Below are 14,703 nucleotides of genomic sequence, written 5' to 3' on the forward strand. Positions count from 1 at the left end.
AAAATAGATTAACACCCATAAAAGAAACACTGTTGATTTACGGTTAAAAAAACGAAGCTAAATTCGTACAAAAATGTGAGGTTTTATTAAAGGCAAAAGGCCTAAAACTTAAAAAGTTTTAGGCCTTTAATTGGGGGGAATGCTAACCAAATTAAAAGTAAGTTTTATATGTTTCTTTTTGATGAAAAATAAAGTAGTTGTGCAAAAAGTAATGCTAACATTACTATAATTTGTAATTGTACTACCATAGCTAAACTGCTATGAAAAAATACTATTAGTCCTATTTGTGATAACCCTAACACACCTGATAATATTACAGGCACATAATAGTCTAGAGATAAAAAATAGTAAGCAAAAATATTAGAGATAGCAAAAAGTGATGTTGCTAGTGCGTATTGCCATAATAATGATGACATTGATAAATATGCATCTCCAAACATTAGTGTTATAATTGTTTCTGGAAAAAGGTAACATACGGCAACTATAGTTACAGATAATAAGCTAATATAACCTACATATTTAAATAAAACAGGAGCTGTTCGTTTTCCTTCTTTACGTTTTTCTATTACTGCTGGCAACAGTAACATTACAAACATCCAAGCTACAAAGTACACAACTCTACCTATTAAAGCTAAAGATGCGTAAAGTCCTGCATCTAAAGAATTAAAATAATGCTTTACAAGTAACACATCACTATTATTTATAATAATTTGTGTAAGCTCATAACCAGCTGTAAGCAGTATAAATGTGGTAACTTTCTTTTTATTTTCTGAGGTTAAAATCTTAGATGCTGCAAAAGATATTTTTTTAAATTTTATTGGCATTAACCCAAAAACAAAAGAGACAACTATACCCACAGCTACTAAAAAAGCTGAGTTCATTGGCACCAATAATAGCAAAGCCAATGTAACTAACAATCTGCTCCACATTTCAGATTGATATGTTACAGATAAATTAGTATAATTTTGTTTTCCTTGGTACTTACCTCTTTTTATAGACATTACAAAATAAAGAGGAATACCTACAGCAAATACTCTAAACATTGCTACAGATTCTGTATTAAATAACTGCTGTAAATTATTTGCAAATAAAAATAATAATGCTCCTATGGCAACACCAAAAATAACTGCATATTTCTGCATGTAATTTTCAAAAGCCTTCCATTGGTTGCCAGTAAATAAAATATTAAATTTAGTAGTCACCAATTGAAAAGTCATTCCTACAAAAGAAAGCACTAACAATAATGTTATTAGTAATGCAGCATCTGCAAAAGCAGCTGGCCCTAACATACGTCCTAGTACTAAATTATATAGGTAGTTACCTCCATTTACAACAAGTACACTTGTCATAAAAATTTGTTCTGGAGTTATTTTTTTATTTACAAAACTAAACGCGGTCATTGCTTAAGATATAAGATGTGTTAGACATTTCCATAATAGAAGCAATTTTTTTATTCTCCTGTCCAACAATAGCTAATACTTTGTTGTTTTTTGCAACTTTAACGTACAACTGCTCTAACTGCTTTGCGCTAGAGTACATTATGTTGGTTACACTGTCTAGAGATAAAATTAATTTTTCATTACCTTTTAGGTAATAGTCTATATGGCTTTTAAGTGTTTTCATATTCTGAGAGTTAAGGTTGCCCTTTACTTCCATAAAATTGTTAATTTGATTTATACGTAATGCCATAATATTGGGGTTTTAGGTTAAGTTTACATGATTTGTTACAGCAAATATCTTTTATTAAAAAAGGAAAAAGTGCCCAGTGTAGACGGTTGGTTATTTACTGTAGACGAATGGTAAGTTTTAATCTTTAAATTAAATTTGTAACTCCCTCATAATTAAATTCCAAAAGCCTAATAAATACAGATTGTATGCGTTATATTAGTGTAGTACTAACCCTACCATTTTTATAATGAAGAAATTTATAATGTATTTATTGCTTTTTGCAACCGTAACTGTTAATGCCCAAGAAGATCTAACTCCTGGTTTTAAAATGCTAGAAAAGGGTAATTTTAAAGAGGCTAAAACTTTTTTTAAACCATTAGCAGAAGCAAACCCTACAAACAAAACAATATTAATTTGTTATGGTAGAGCTGTAGGTTTAAGCGGAGAGCCTAAGGTTGCTAATACCATATTTAAGGGGCTATTAGAAAAGCACCCTAATGATTTTGAGGTGCAAATAAATTATTATGAATCTTTTTTATGGTCTAATGAGTTTAAAGAGGCCAAACCTCTTTACTCAGATTTAGTTAAAAATAACCCTGAAAATTTTGCCGCAATACTAGGTTATGCCAATACCTTAAGTAATTTAAAAGAATATAAAGAGGCTTTAAAGTGGGTTAATAAGGCTATAGAGGTAGATCCAGATAATAATAGTGCCAAAGTATCTAAAAAATATATTAAGCTTGGTTACGCCAATTACTATGTTAATAACCAAAATTATAAAAAAGGAGAAATTTTATTAAAAGAAATTCTTAAAGATTTTAAGGATGATAAGGATGCACTACTTAATTTGGCTAATATTTACTTAATTACCAAAGAAGTAAATAAAGCAAAAAGCACATATTACCAATATGCAAAAACGCCAAAAGATACGGTTACAGCTTTAATTGGTATTGCATTATCAGAACATATTGGTGAAAAAGATAAAATAGCACTAGAGACAGCAATTAACGCCAAACAAAAAGCAACAAATCTTGATGATTTTGAACTTATAGAGAAAAGTAGTGAGCGATATGTACAAGCCCTAATTTGGAATAATAAATTTTTAACTGCCAGAAAAGAGATTGAAATATTAGAAGAAAAATATCCAAACCGAAATTGGGTACGGTCTTTAAAAGCAACATTGGGTATGTATACGTCAAAATTTAAAACAAGTATTACTAACTATAATGCTATACTATCTAATGACAGTACTTCTTTTGATGGTAACTTAGGTAAAGCAAATGCTTTATTTGCTTCTGATAAAATTGTACCTGCATATGTTACAACTTATAAAACATTAGAAATTTTTCCGAAACAGAAAGATGCTACTGGGCTTATAAAAAAATTAAATAAAAATTACACTCCATTTGCAGAACAACAGCTTAGCTACACATTTGATAATGGCGATAACACTGCTATTTCTTTAAAAACATCTGCCATAGTACCGTTGTCTACAAAATTTAAAACAACAGTATCTTACCAATATAGAACTACGGAAAATACCACCACAAAAAATAAAGCAACAGCACATTTAGTACAAGCAGATGTTGAGTATAAGTTAATGCCTAAAACTAATTTATTAGCTTCCGCAGGGTTTAATAATTCTAGGTTTTCTAGCACATCTTATACCCAACCTATACTGCAAGCAAAATTACAGACTAAGCCTTTGTCTTTTCTAAGTTTAGATTTGGGTTACCAAAGAGAAGTGCAAAGCTTTAACGCAGAACTTATTGAAAGAGAAATTGTAATGAACCACTATAGTTTAGTATATAATTTAAGCACAAATTTTAACCTAGGTTGGTATACACAATTTATACATACACAACAAACAGATAATAATGAGAGAAACTTACTTTTTACCTCTTTATACTACAATGTGTTAAAAAAACCAGCTTTAAAATTTGGAGTAAACTACCAATACTTAACATTTAAAGACCAATTACCGTTAATTTACTTTAGTCCAGAAACATATAAAGCTTTTGAACTTTTTGGAGATGTTAGAGGCAAAATAAATGAAAAAACAAATTACTTTGCTAGTGCCGCAACAGGTTTACAGTATGTAGAGGAACAAGATGCCAGTTCGCTTTTTAGAGCAGAAGCTGGTTTAACGCATAAATTTTCGGAGAGGTTTATTGGTGACGTATATGGTAAATACAGTAATATTGCTTCTGCTACAGCTGCTGGATTTGAGTTTACGGAAGTTGGTATTAAGCTAAAATACTATTTAACAAAAAAGCCTTTGTTTTTAGATAAACTAAAAAAACAATATAACATAAAATAAAAAAAGCCCTAAAAACTTTTAGGGCAAACTTTTAACTCGTATTTAAACTTATAAAAGGTTTAATCTTCTCATTAATTCTGGTCTGTTAGATCTACTAATGGGTACTACATTTTTTTCAATAAGCACACTATTGTCTTCTATATCTACAATTTTAGTAAAGTTAATTATGTAAGACCTATGTATTTGTAAAAATAATTTTTCTGGTAACTTATCCTTAATTTTTTTTAAGGTATTGCGCACTCTGTAGTTTTCCTTTGTTGTTTTAACCTCTATATAATCTCCTTTAGCTTCAATAAGTTGTATATCATTAAAGTTAATTTTTATTAAACGCCTATCTATATTAATATAAAGCTCTTCACCTAAAGAGCTATTATTAGTAGTAGTGTTATTAGAAACCGTTTCTGGTTCTGGGGATTTTGCAAGTGCAGCTTTTACTTTTTGTATAGATTTATTAAAACGATCTTGAGTTACTGGTTTTACTAAATAATCTACAATTGCCTCGTATTCATATGCTTCAATAGCAAAATTAGTATCTGAGGTTGTTAAAACAATTTTTGGCGGATTTTTTAATGTTTGTACAAAATCAAAACCACTAAAACCTGGCATATGTATATCTAAAAAAATAACATCTACTGTATTCTGGTTTAAAAATTTAATGGCCTCCATTGCACTTCCAAAAGCGTCTATAACCTCTAACTCTTTTACGTTAGAGCAAAGCTGTGCAACTATTAACCTAGCTGTTGCCTCGTCGTCTACTATAATACAATTCATAGTTTAAATGGTTTTTAGGTAGGTTGTTATTCTTTCTAAAATCAATTTAAATTCATCATGTAAATCATAAGTACCTTTTAACAGTTGTTCTTCATAAGTTACTGCTAAACCGTACGCCTTTTCTAAACCAAGAATATTAAATTTATGTTTTAATTTATGTACTATTTCTGCAGAGGCTTTATTGTCTTTAGCCATAATAGCATTAATATATGTTTGGTTTTCATCTGGAAACTCACTTTTAATAATACTTATAAATTGATTTAAAAATTCGGTATTACCATCTGCTAGTTTATGTACGTAATTTAGGTTGGGCTGCTCCATATTAGTCTTTTTTTATGGTAAAATAAAATATTGTTCCTTTATTCTCTTTGGAGTCTACCCAAATTTTACCTCCATAGAAAGTTACAATTTTTTCTACTAATGCCAAGCCTATTCCGTTAGATTCTACATCATTATCTAACTTTTCAAACATTTCAAATATTTTATTTAAATATTTTTCTGGTATTCCCTTTCCGTTATCGGTAATACTAAATTGCCAAAAATTATCACTATCTGTAACATCTACAGTAACAATACCGCGTTCTAGATGCTCTGTTGCCTTAATGGCATTAGTTAGTAGGTTCATGAAAAGTTGCTCTAATCTATATTTATCTAAAAATAAGGTAGGTAAATTTTCTGCTACTTTTACAGTAACGTTTTTAGGGATATAAATAGTGCTTTTTATCTCTTTTAAAAGTGATGAAATATCTACGTTGCTTTTAGACTCTTCATTGTTACCTATTGTTGCATGCTTTAAAATACCACTAACAAGATTATCCATTTTTACCAGGTTTTGAGATATTAAATCGCAATTATTAAGACTATCTACTGTAAACTTGTGTTTTTCCTCTTCTACAATCCAACTCATAAGCGTATTAATATTACGCATAGGAGACTTAAGATCATGGGAAACTACGTGGGCGTAATTGTTTAAAGATTTATTTTGCTCCTCTAAGTCTTTAACTAATTTATCTTTTTCTTTAGTTACTTGAGCAATATACTCTGCTTGTTTACTAATATGCTGAGCTAATTTTTGTGCACTAACTATATTTTTTTTAGAATGTACTATATTTTCTGCGTTATCTAAATTTAAGTTAAGACTATTAACTGCTTGCTCTAAGGCTTGTAATGTTTTTTTTTGTTGTTGTGCTTCTTGTGCTAATTCTATATTTGCAGCCTTTAACTCTTGTGCGCTTATGGTAGTTGCACGCTGTATCATTGCAATTTTATCATCATAATCATCGTAAGACTTTTCAATTGCATTAAAAAGCTTTTCTAAATTAGGATTACCTTTTAACTCCTCTGGCAAATTTTTACGTATTTGTCTTTTTAAAAGTGAATGCATTACTCGCTTATTAAAGTTAAAGTCATTGTTTGGTTGTGCAACATACACGCATTGTTACCCTCAAAAGGAGCCATTTCTCCGTAAGAGTAATACCCTATAATTTTAGCCTGATTGCCTATTACATCTAGAACTTCTTCTACCTCTTCTTCAGTTCTTTGGTCCATAACTAGTTTACGACCAATACAACTTACTAGTAATGCTAATTGCGCAGTATGTTCTCTATTTCTAGTAGCATATTTTGCTGCAATACTTGCTCCTTCTGCAATATCATCTACAGTAGACATCATTAATTGTACTGTAGAACCTTGCGGAACATCACCAGCTAATATCATTGTATTTGTGTCTTCATCTATATTTAAAATAGTGCGCACAATGGGCTGTGCGTCATCATTAGTTTTAACACTTAATGGATATAATAATGCAGATTTTGGTAACTCCTTAGCTTTATCTCCTAAATACTTTTTATAAAGGTCTAATGCTGGTTTACCGTCTAGTTCATATAAAATATTACCTTTAGATTTGGTTATAATACGTTCTGGACCAAAGCCGGTCCAGCCACCATAATTTGCGCTAGTAATCTCTAATGTTTTACCATAAAAACCTATAGCCACAATTTCGCCTTCTTTAGGTTTGCTGTTGTAAGATACAAGTGTTTTCTCAAACCTGTCATCATCTCCGCACAAACCACCAGACAAACCAATAGTTATGTGTTTTTCCTTTTCTATTCCTTCTATTAAAGCACTGCCATTTACCGTACTTCCTTCAGAAATTATATAAATGTGTTTTAAATCTTTTTTAGGAAACTCTTCAATTAGGTTAGACCCTAAGTCTAGCTCATTATAATTAAAATCTTTAACGTTTTTACTTTTTACCAAATAAGAAGATTTTTCAAACTCTATGGCAGTTAAAACTATAGTATTTTCCCACACTTTATCTCCAACTATTTCTCCTGAAGTACTCCCAAAAACAATATTTCCGTTAGGAAACATTTCTTTAATTTCTTCATATAGGTTTTCTTCTTCTAGTAATAACCTATTACCGAAGACTAAAACTAAAGGATTTTCCAATTTTTTTTTATCGGTTATAAAAATAAAATTTGCGCCTTTTTCTTTTTTTGCTTGTACTATTTTCATAACTAAAAATTAATTTTCTAGATCTTTTTTTAACGTAAAAAAGAATTTTGTTCCTTTCCCAAGCTCACTCTCTACCCATACTTTACCTTCATAACGGTCTACAATTTTTTTAACAATTGATAAACCTATACCTGTAGAACGTTCATTATCTCCTATTGATTGAAAAATCTCGAATATTTTTTTGTGAAATTTTTCTGGGATGCCAACACCATTGTCTTCAATACAAAATTGCCAGTACTCTGGTTCTTCTTTAAAAAGCACCTGAACCAAACCCTTTTCTGCTTCTATGTGTACTACTGCATTGCCAATAATATTTTGAAATAATTGGTGCATTTTTGTACTATCTGCATTTAAAAGTGGTAATTTTTTAGGCACAACAACTGCTACATGTTCTGGAATATAAATACTTTCTTTAATGTCTGTTATAACATTATTTAGGTCTACTTTACTGGTAGACATTTGTGCACTACCAGCTGTAGAGTATTCTAAAATTCCGTGAATTAGCTTGTCCATAAATGCAACTTTCTCTTGCATTAATGTTAGGTTTTGCACACCTGCCTCATCTAAAACATCTTTATAATCTTCATAAGTCCACGTAGCTAACGCACTAATACTGCGCAACGGAGATTTTAGATCATGAGACACTATATGGGCATATTCTTGCAAACCATCATTACTGATTTTAAGCTCTTTTAATAATTGCTCCTTTTGTAGCTCTAATTCTTTTTGCTCTGTAATATCTAAATGTATACCTATAGAACCTACTACCTTGCCTTCTTCATTATAATTTGGAGCGCCACTAACAAGCCAGTGCCTTGTTTCTCCTTTTTTATTCTTTATTTTAATTTCATAGGAGTCTGAGATTCCTTTTAACCTATTTTCAGATTTCTTTTCTATTTTCTCTGAGTTTTTAATCTTCAAAATTTCAACAGCATCTTCTCCTAAAAGTTCATCTTTAGAGTAGCCACTCATTTTACAAAAGCTCTGGTTTACAAGTTGAATTTCATTATCTATGGTAACTTCTACCATACCTAAATTCATATTAGCAATAATACCTCTGTACTTTTCTTTTTCTGCTTTTATTTTTTCCTCTGCTTGGCGCTCTTTAGTAATATCCTCAATCACACAAACTTGGTACTCTACTTTACCTTCGTTGTTTTTAACAGCACTTATACTTGTTTTAGCTAAAATTTGAGCTCCATTTTTTTTAAAAAATCTTTTTACGGTAGAATAATTATCTATTAAACCAGCATTTAAATCAGACTCTAACTTTTTTGTTATTACTTCATCCTCAGATTCCGATATGTCTGACAGTTTTAGTTTATTTGTTACATTTTCTGGGTAACCTAATAGGGCGATAAATGTGGCGTTACACTTTATTATTTCATCATTAACAGTAAGTACAATACCTAGTGGTGAGTTTTCTACAATTATATCTAATTGCCTTTTTTGCTCACTTAGCATTTCTTTAATTTCTGTTTCTTTACTAATATCTCTAATAATACCTTGGGCTCCTATTGGTTTTTGGTGCTTATCATAAATTACACTGGTGTTTATTTGCACCCATTTACGCGTACCATCTTTAGTAATAATTTTAGATCTATAATTTTTTAATGTACCTATCTGCATTAATGTTTTAAAAGACTCTATTGTATACTGTACAAAATCTGGGTGTACTAACTTTGGCAGGTTAATTGTTTCTTTAGTATTATCATAGCCTAAAAATTCTCGTGCAGAATTATTCATGTTAACAACATTAAAGCTTAGATCCATAACAACGTATGGGTCTATAATATTAACAAAACCACCATCTAATTGAGAGGTAGTTTCTGTTAATAAGTTCTCTAATTTATTATTAGCTTGTTTAAGGTGTAGGGTAGTATCAAAAAGCTCTTTAGATTTTACTTCTAATATTTTTTCTGCTTGTAATCTTGCTTTTTTTTGTCTTTCTAACGCCTTTTTAAGTAATAAAATTTCTTTGTTACTATCCATTCTGGGTAATGTCAAATTTTACTTCAGTACCGTTTTCATTTAAAAGTTTGTATGTAACTGTTGCACTACTATTAAAATGTTCAAAAGATTTTTCAATTAAACCGTGTGCAAGTTGGTATAATCCTCTACTAGAAGAATATACCATAGAAATAGAAGTATCTGTCTTTTCTAAAATTTTAAACGTAGGTAATTCTGCGTCAGGATATAGTTTTTTAACGTGTACGTGTATGTGGTCTTCTATAGAGTAAATTAAGCTTAGCGGTGAGCTATAACTTTTTATAACATCTGGATGTGCTTTGGCTAAGCCATCAAATAAAAATAAACCAAAAGCATATATTAAATCTCCTACAGGTGTTTTTACCTCAGAGCTTAAACTGGTAATAAGACTTACCATTTCGTTAAAATTATACGTTCCAACAGAGGTATAAATTCCTTCTGATGGTAAATTAGAATTTTCAATTATAGTGTCTACAGTTTCTAATCCAAACTTTGACTCCACCATTTCTAAAAATTCTGTAAATACAACTCCTTTCATAACTAGACATTTAGAGTTGTAAAAGTAAGAAAAAGGATACCTAGACTGTAATTTTTGTTGTGAAAGCTGTTAAAATTACTAGCCTTTTACTAGTTCATTGTTGTCCCAGTAGTTTAAAACGCTTTGTAACTTAGTTTCATATTCCTCATATTTTAGAGGTTTTATTACATAACCAGCAATTCCTATTTTATAACACTCTAGCAAATCTGCTCTATTTTCTGATGTGGTTAAAACTATTGTTGGTAAAAATCTAAGCTTTTCATCTGCTTTTAAAACACTTAAAAATTCTATGCCACTCATCCTTGGCATATTTAGGTCTAATAAAATTATATCTGGTAATGTATTGCCAGATTGTAGTATATCTAGAGCTTCCTCACCGTTTTTTGCTTCGGTGATATTATGTTTTAATTGAAGTTTGGAGATGGTTCTCTTCAGCTTCATTGTCTCGATCATGTCATCTTCAATAAATAAAATATTCATAGTTCTAGATTTTATATCTGCAAATGTAATATCTCATTTTTAATTAAATTTTATTGTAAAGTTGAATAGTAATTTAGTGTAGATGAATGGTAGTTTTCTGTAGGTGGATAAATTTGCACATTTAACCAACATCTGAAACCCCCTTTAAAACGCAGGAAAACCCGATGAAATGCACGGTTATCTTATTTAATCTCTTTTGCTACAAATGGTTCATCAGAATTACAAATTGCACCTACTAATTTATGCAATTCTTGTGTAAATTTATGTAAAGTATCTTGCGTAATTATAGTGTTTTTATTGTCTGAAAACTTTAATATACCAGCTTTTATATTTTTAAAAGAAAAGATTCCTGCTTGTACTTTATCAATAGGTTTTGCATGGTTATACATATATGCATAACACAGTAATTGAAAAGCTTTACTTTTATCATACTCCTCTACAATATCTTCCCAAGTACTTAAATTAAGATTTTTTTGCTCTACTTTACCTGTTTTATAGTCTATAACACGTAAAACACCATCTATTTCATCTATTCTGTCTAATTTTCCTTTTATATGAACAGGAAAATTTACTCCAGGTACATTAATTACAGTTTTTAAGGACAGTTCTAATCCTATAATTTTTATTTTATGTTTTTTAGAAGTTTCAATTTCAATTTTTATAAAATTCTCTACATATTTTAATACTACGTTGTAAGCTATTAGGTTTTTACCTTGATCTAGGCTAACGTTCTGGTAATGTATATTAAAATGCTTGCGCACTGTGCTGTTAATATTAGGCAATAGTGCTTTTAATTTATCTGCTTCTAAAAATGTATTAATAAAGGGCTTATATAGCTCGTCTAAGGTTTCATGTACAATTGTACCAAAAGTATTAGCAGCAACTGTTTCTTCTACTTCCTCTAACTCATTAATTTTTAATATGTTTTTTTTATAAAAATCTAATGGATTTCTTATATAATTAGATAATGATGTTGGAGAAAACCCATAAGCAGCTATACCTTTAATTAATTCCATTAAGTGTGCATCTTTTTTAATAGATACAACCTTTTTTACGGGAGATTTAATTTCTGGAAAAGCAATAGTTTCTGTTATATATGGTGACATGTTATTGTCTGCTAACAATTGCCTTATTAGTCTACTTACCTCGCCTCCTTCTAAAACGTCTGGCTCTGTGTTGTACACCAAATGTATATTTTTGGCACGTTGAAGAAGCCTATAAAAATGGTATGTATATACGGCATCTTTTTCCTTATAGGTTGGTAAGCCGTACATTTTTTTTATATCAAAAGGAATAAAAGAATTGTTAGACTTACCTGATGGCAAAATACCTTCATTTACAGAGGTTAGTAATACGGTTTCAAAATCTAAATTCCTACTCTCTAACATTCCCATTATTTGCAAGCCTTTTAAAGGCTCTCCTTTAAAATCTAATGTTTCACTAGATAATAATTCTTTATATAATCCAAAGAGCGACTGTAAATCGTTTAAAAATGGGTATTTAACAACTAAATTGTTTAGCTGATTAAAAAGTTGGTGAAATCTGTATAAGTACTCTAACTCTAAACCGTTACCCTCTGCGTTTATTTTTTCTTTAATGGCCAAAATAAGCGTCAAGCATTTTTTAATAAAAACAGGAACAGTTAAGTTTGACTTATAAAAAAGTAAGTCTAAATTACTTGTACCACTATTAATTAATTTCAGTTTGGCTACGTCTACGTAAATCCAATTTCTTATTTTTATTTCATTACAAATAACATCTGCAGCATTTATTGTTTTGTCTTCTGATGCAAACAACAATTGTATATATGGGTGGTTTAGTACAGTTGTTACATGTTGGTAGTACCAACCTTTTTCATCCTTACGTATATAAAGGTCAAATAACTGTGAAAATAAGCTTTCTAAAGGCGATTTATGTAACGGGAAACCCATTGTTATGTTAATACCATTTATTTCTTCTGGTATGGCATTTATTAAAGGATTTAAAAGTGTTTCATCTCCTAATACAACAGCCGTATTAGTTAACATACTTTTTTTATCATTGTACAATTTACTTAAAATACTACCTATGTATTTAGCCTGTGATACGTTTTTGGGTACGCCCGTAATAGTAATATTTTTATCTGTTAAATAATTACCATTAGTAACCTTTAGCGGCTTATTTTTAAAATAATTCCATTGTTTACCAAATTGGCGGATAAAAAAACCTGCATCATGCACCGGGTCATTAAAAAAATACTCGTCTAAATCCCAATAAATTTCAGATGAAGTTTTCTCTAGTATGGATTCTATTATTAACTCTTCGGCAGTATTTAAAGCATTAAAACCTATAAACAAATGTTTTTGCTTGCTTTTGCTATTTATATAGGCTTCTAAATTATTACAGGCTTCTCTGTAAACCAAGCCTTGGTGTCCTAAGCCGTCTTGCTTTAAAGAAGCATTAAAAGCATTATATAAAGCCTCTAATGAGTTCCAAAAAGCCATATAATTAGTTATAATAGTGCTTTTATCTTTCTCTACTGTCCAGTGGTTAATTTCTTGTACCGCATTTAAGTGTGAAAATATTTTTTTGGTATCTACCAAATACCTATCAATTTCATTAAAATCTTGTAGTAGCGTAGTTCCCCATTTAGAAAACGCGTAAAAAGTATCTTGTTCTCCTTTAACTGTAGTTGTATAAGCCTTATATAGCTCAAACAATTGCTGTGTATTAGATGCATAAGCCAAGCCAGATATGTTTTCTACAAAGTCTTCAATACTTAGTATTTCTGGCGCAAATATAGTACTCTTGGTGTGTTTAGAAATTGCATTTTTAAGAAACGTACCTGCACGTTTACTTGGTAAAACAAAAATAAGGTTCTCTAATGAACCTTCTTTATTAATAATAGTAAGTAATGTTTCTTCTAAAAAGCTTTGCATGGGTTAAAAATAAAAAAAGCTCCGCAATTGCGGAGCCTTTTCTATAAAATTAGAGTTTTAAACTCTTATTATTTTACTAAGTTGATTTCAACTCTTCTGTTTTGCTTTCTACCAGCTCTAGTTTTGTTAGTAGCAATTGGCTTATCTTCACCGTAACCTACAGCAGATAATCTAAATTCTCCAATTCCTTTTTCTACTAAAAATTCTTTTACAGAAAGAGCTCTAGACTCAGATAACTTCTGGTTTAAAGTAGCAGAACCTACACTATCAGTATGACCTTCTACAGTAAATTTAGCGTTAGGGTACTCTTTTAAGATTGTAATGATATCTACCATAACAGCAGTAGACTCAGCTTTGATAGAAGATTTACCTGTATCAAATAAGATAGTTCTAGCGTAATCGTTTAATTGCTTTTGAACTTCTTCAGTTACTTCAGGACAACCGTTGTTAGCAACAGTACCAGCAACCTCAGGACATTTATCATCCTTGTCTAATACACCATCTTTATCTTTATCTTCCCAAGGACATCCGTTGTTTGCAGCAGGACCAGCTTCAGAAGGACATTTGTCATCTTTATCAGCAACACCATCACCATCAGCATCAGGACAACCGTTTAATGCAGCAGTACCTGCTTCATTAGGACAAGCATCATCTTTATCAGCAATACCATCACCGTCAGCATCAGGACAACCGTTCATTTCTTTAGATCCAGCTTCGTTAGGACAAGCATCTTTGCTGTCTTCGATACCATCACCATCAGCATCAGGACAACCATTGAAAGCTTCTAAACCAGCAACTTCTGGACAAGCATCATCTTTGTCATAAACACCGTCACCATCTGTATCAGCACCACCAAATTTGATAGCAAGACCAGCTAAGTGTTGGAAATGTTTAACGCTGTAATCTTCAAATCCGTGCTTGTAACCAGTTTGTAATGTTAAACCTATGTTCTCAGAGAACCATACGTTAACACCAACACCACCGTTTACAGTACCAGAACCGATTTCATCAACCCAAGTATAACCACCACCGATTTCTACGAAAGGATCAATTGTTGTATTTTTTAAGAATGCATATTTAATAGCACCATCTAAACCGTAGTAAGATAGATCATCAGCTGACCAGTCTCCTAAGTTTTCAATTCTATTTAAAGAACCTCTAACTCCTACAGAGAAACCATTACCTACAGATCTAGAAACTCCAATATAAGAGATAGAAGGAAGAATGTTCCAGTGATCAGTAGCATTGAAGTACTCATCAAACAATTCTCCAGTTGGGTAAAGGGCATCCTCATCGTTAGTTGGGTACATATCAACTGCGTTTACACCAAAATTAATCTGCCAAGGATTATTTTCGTCTTGCGCTTGTATGTTGTTTACACCTACTAGCAGTAGGGCAACAACCATTAATTTGCTAAGATTTTTCATGCTTTAAAATTTAAGTTTTAAGTGTTTGTAAGCTGCAAATGTAAGTTGTTAGTATTTATTAACAAAATCAAACAG

General features: G+C 30.8%; 12 protein-coding genes. 1 reads left to right on the forward strand and 11 read right to left on the reverse strand.

Going from position 1 to position 14,703, the window contains the following annotated elements:
• Positions 1 to 164: 164 nt before the first annotated feature.
• Both PBN93_RS06020 and PBN93_RS06025 read right to left on the reverse strand, forming a co-directional pair.
• Positions 165 to 1,400, reverse strand: coding sequence for an oligosaccharide flippase family protein (locus tag PBN93_RS06020; protein WP_077404154.1), 1,236 nt, complete (start codon positions 1,398 to 1,400; stop codon positions 165 to 167).
• Entirely contained in the window at positions 1,387 to 1,689 is a 303-nt protein-coding gene (locus tag PBN93_RS06025) for an STAS domain-containing protein (RefSeq protein ID WP_077404157.1), read from the reverse strand. Before PBN93_RS06025 ends, PBN93_RS06020 begins: the two co-directional genes overlap by 14 nt.
• A 226-nt stretch (positions 1,690 to 1,915) precedes the next feature.
• Between PBN93_RS06025 and PBN93_RS06030 the strand changes: the two genes are divergently transcribed.
• The gene (locus PBN93_RS06030; RefSeq protein WP_271081674.1) at positions 1,916 to 3,988 is read left to right on the forward strand and encodes a tetratricopeptide repeat protein; all 2,073 of its coding nucleotides are present in this window, start codon (positions 1,916 to 1,918) and stop codon (positions 3,986 to 3,988) included.
• A gap of 48 nt (positions 3,989 to 4,036) precedes the next feature.
• On the opposite strand, the gene PBN93_RS06035 is transcribed toward PBN93_RS06030, so the two are convergent.
• The 9 genes from PBN93_RS06035 to PBN93_RS06075 form a co-directional block, all read right to left on the reverse strand.
• Positions 4,037 to 4,759 (reverse strand): LytR/AlgR family response regulator transcription factor, encoded by a 723-nt coding sequence (locus tag PBN93_RS06035; protein ID WP_271081675.1) that lies wholly within the window; start codon positions 4,757 to 4,759, stop codon positions 4,037 to 4,039.
• 3 nt (positions 4,760 to 4,762) lie between these two features.
• Positions 4,763 to 5,080: a histidine kinase gene (locus tag PBN93_RS06040; RefSeq protein ID WP_077404166.1), complete on the reverse strand. Its 318-nt coding sequence runs from the start codon at positions 5,078 to 5,080 to the stop codon at positions 4,763 to 4,765.
• A 1-nt stretch (position 5,081) separates the two neighbouring features.
• A complete protein-coding gene (locus tag PBN93_RS06045; protein WP_271081676.1) occupies positions 5,082 to 6,143 on the reverse strand; it encodes an ATP-binding protein in 1,062 nt (353 codons plus the stop codon).
• The gene (locus PBN93_RS06050) at positions 6,143 to 7,276 is read right to left on the reverse strand and encodes an FIST signal transduction protein (RefSeq protein ID WP_077404172.1); all 1,134 of its coding nucleotides are present in this window, start codon (positions 7,274 to 7,276) and stop codon (positions 6,143 to 6,145) included. Before PBN93_RS06050 ends, PBN93_RS06045 begins: the two co-directional genes overlap by 1 nt.
• A 9-nt stretch (positions 7,277 to 7,285) precedes the next feature.
• Positions 7,286 to 9,268, reverse strand: a complete 1,983-nt coding sequence (locus PBN93_RS06055; RefSeq protein ID WP_271081677.1) for a PAS domain-containing sensor histidine kinase — start codon at positions 9,266 to 9,268, stop codon at positions 7,286 to 7,288.
• Positions 9,261 to 9,803: a heme NO-binding domain-containing protein gene (locus tag PBN93_RS06060; protein ID WP_077404178.1), complete on the reverse strand. Its 543-nt coding sequence runs from the start codon at positions 9,801 to 9,803 to the stop codon at positions 9,261 to 9,263. The genes PBN93_RS06055 and PBN93_RS06060 overlap by 8 nt, the downstream gene beginning before the upstream one ends.
• A 78-nt stretch (positions 9,804 to 9,881) precedes the next feature.
• Positions 9,882 to 10,283 carry a response regulator gene (locus tag PBN93_RS06065; RefSeq protein ID WP_077404181.1) on the reverse strand — a complete coding sequence of 134 codons (402 nt, stop codon included), beginning with the start codon at positions 10,281 to 10,283 and terminating at the stop codon, positions 9,882 to 9,884.
• A 182-nt stretch (positions 10,284 to 10,465) separates the two neighbouring features.
• The gene (locus PBN93_RS06070; protein WP_271081678.1) at positions 10,466 to 13,201 is read right to left on the reverse strand and encodes a PD-(D/E)XK nuclease family protein; all 2,736 of its coding nucleotides are present in this window, start codon (positions 13,199 to 13,201) and stop codon (positions 10,466 to 10,468) included.
• Between the two features lie 68 nt (positions 13,202 to 13,269).
• Positions 13,270 to 14,628: an OmpA family protein gene (locus PBN93_RS06075; RefSeq protein WP_077404188.1), complete on the reverse strand. Its 1,359-nt coding sequence runs from the start codon at positions 14,626 to 14,628 to the stop codon at positions 13,270 to 13,272.
• Between the last annotated feature and the right edge of the window lie 75 nt (positions 14,629 to 14,703).

The sequence above is a fragment of the Cellulophaga omnivescoria genome (genome assembly GCF_027915275.1).
Classification (GTDB): domain Bacteria; phylum Bacteroidota; class Bacteroidia; order Flavobacteriales; family Flavobacteriaceae; genus Cellulophaga; species Cellulophaga omnivescoria.

What these genes read in the sequence shown, in the direction of transcription:
- PBN93_RS06020 (WP_077404154.1), bottom strand. Translation starts at nt 1,400, where the DNA reads ATGACCGCGTTTAGTTTTGTAAATAAAAAAATAACTCCAGAACAAATT.
- PBN93_RS06025 (WP_077404157.1), bottom strand. Translation starts at nt 1,689, where the DNA reads ATGGCATTACGTATAAATCAAATTAACAATTTTATGGAAGTAAAGGGC.
- PBN93_RS06030 (WP_271081674.1), top strand. Translation starts at nt 1,916, where the DNA reads ATGAAGAAATTTATAATGTATTTATTGCTTTTTGCAACCGTAACTGTT.
- PBN93_RS06035 (WP_271081675.1), bottom strand. Translation starts at nt 4,759, where the DNA reads ATGAATTGTATTATAGTAGACGACGAGGCAACAGCTAGGTTAATAGTT.
- PBN93_RS06040 (WP_077404166.1), bottom strand. Translation starts at nt 5,080, where the DNA reads ATGGAGCAGCCCAACCTAAATTACGTACATAAACTAGCAGATGGTAAT.
- PBN93_RS06045 (WP_271081676.1), bottom strand. Translation starts at nt 6,143, where the DNA reads ATGCATTCACTTTTAAAAAGACAAATACGTAAAAATTTGCCAGAGGAG.
- PBN93_RS06050 (WP_077404172.1), bottom strand. Translation starts at nt 7,276, where the DNA reads ATGAAAATAGTACAAGCAAAAAAAGAAAAAGGCGCAAATTTTATTTTT.
- PBN93_RS06055 (WP_271081677.1), bottom strand. Translation starts at nt 9,268, where the DNA reads ATGGATAGTAACAAAGAAATTTTATTACTTAAAAAGGCGTTAGAAAGA.
- PBN93_RS06060 (WP_077404178.1), bottom strand. Translation starts at nt 9,803, where the DNA reads ATGAAAGGAGTTGTATTTACAGAATTTTTAGAAATGGTGGAGTCAAAG.
- PBN93_RS06065 (WP_077404181.1), bottom strand. Translation starts at nt 10,283, where the DNA reads ATGAATATTTTATTTATTGAAGATGACATGATCGAGACAATGAAGCTG.
- PBN93_RS06070 (WP_271081678.1), bottom strand. Translation starts at nt 13,201, where the DNA reads ATGCAAAGCTTTTTAGAAGAAACATTACTTACTATTATTAATAAAGAA.
- PBN93_RS06075 (WP_077404188.1), bottom strand. Translation starts at nt 14,628, where the DNA reads ATGAAAAATCTTAGCAAATTAATGGTTGTTGCCCTACTGCTAGTAGGT.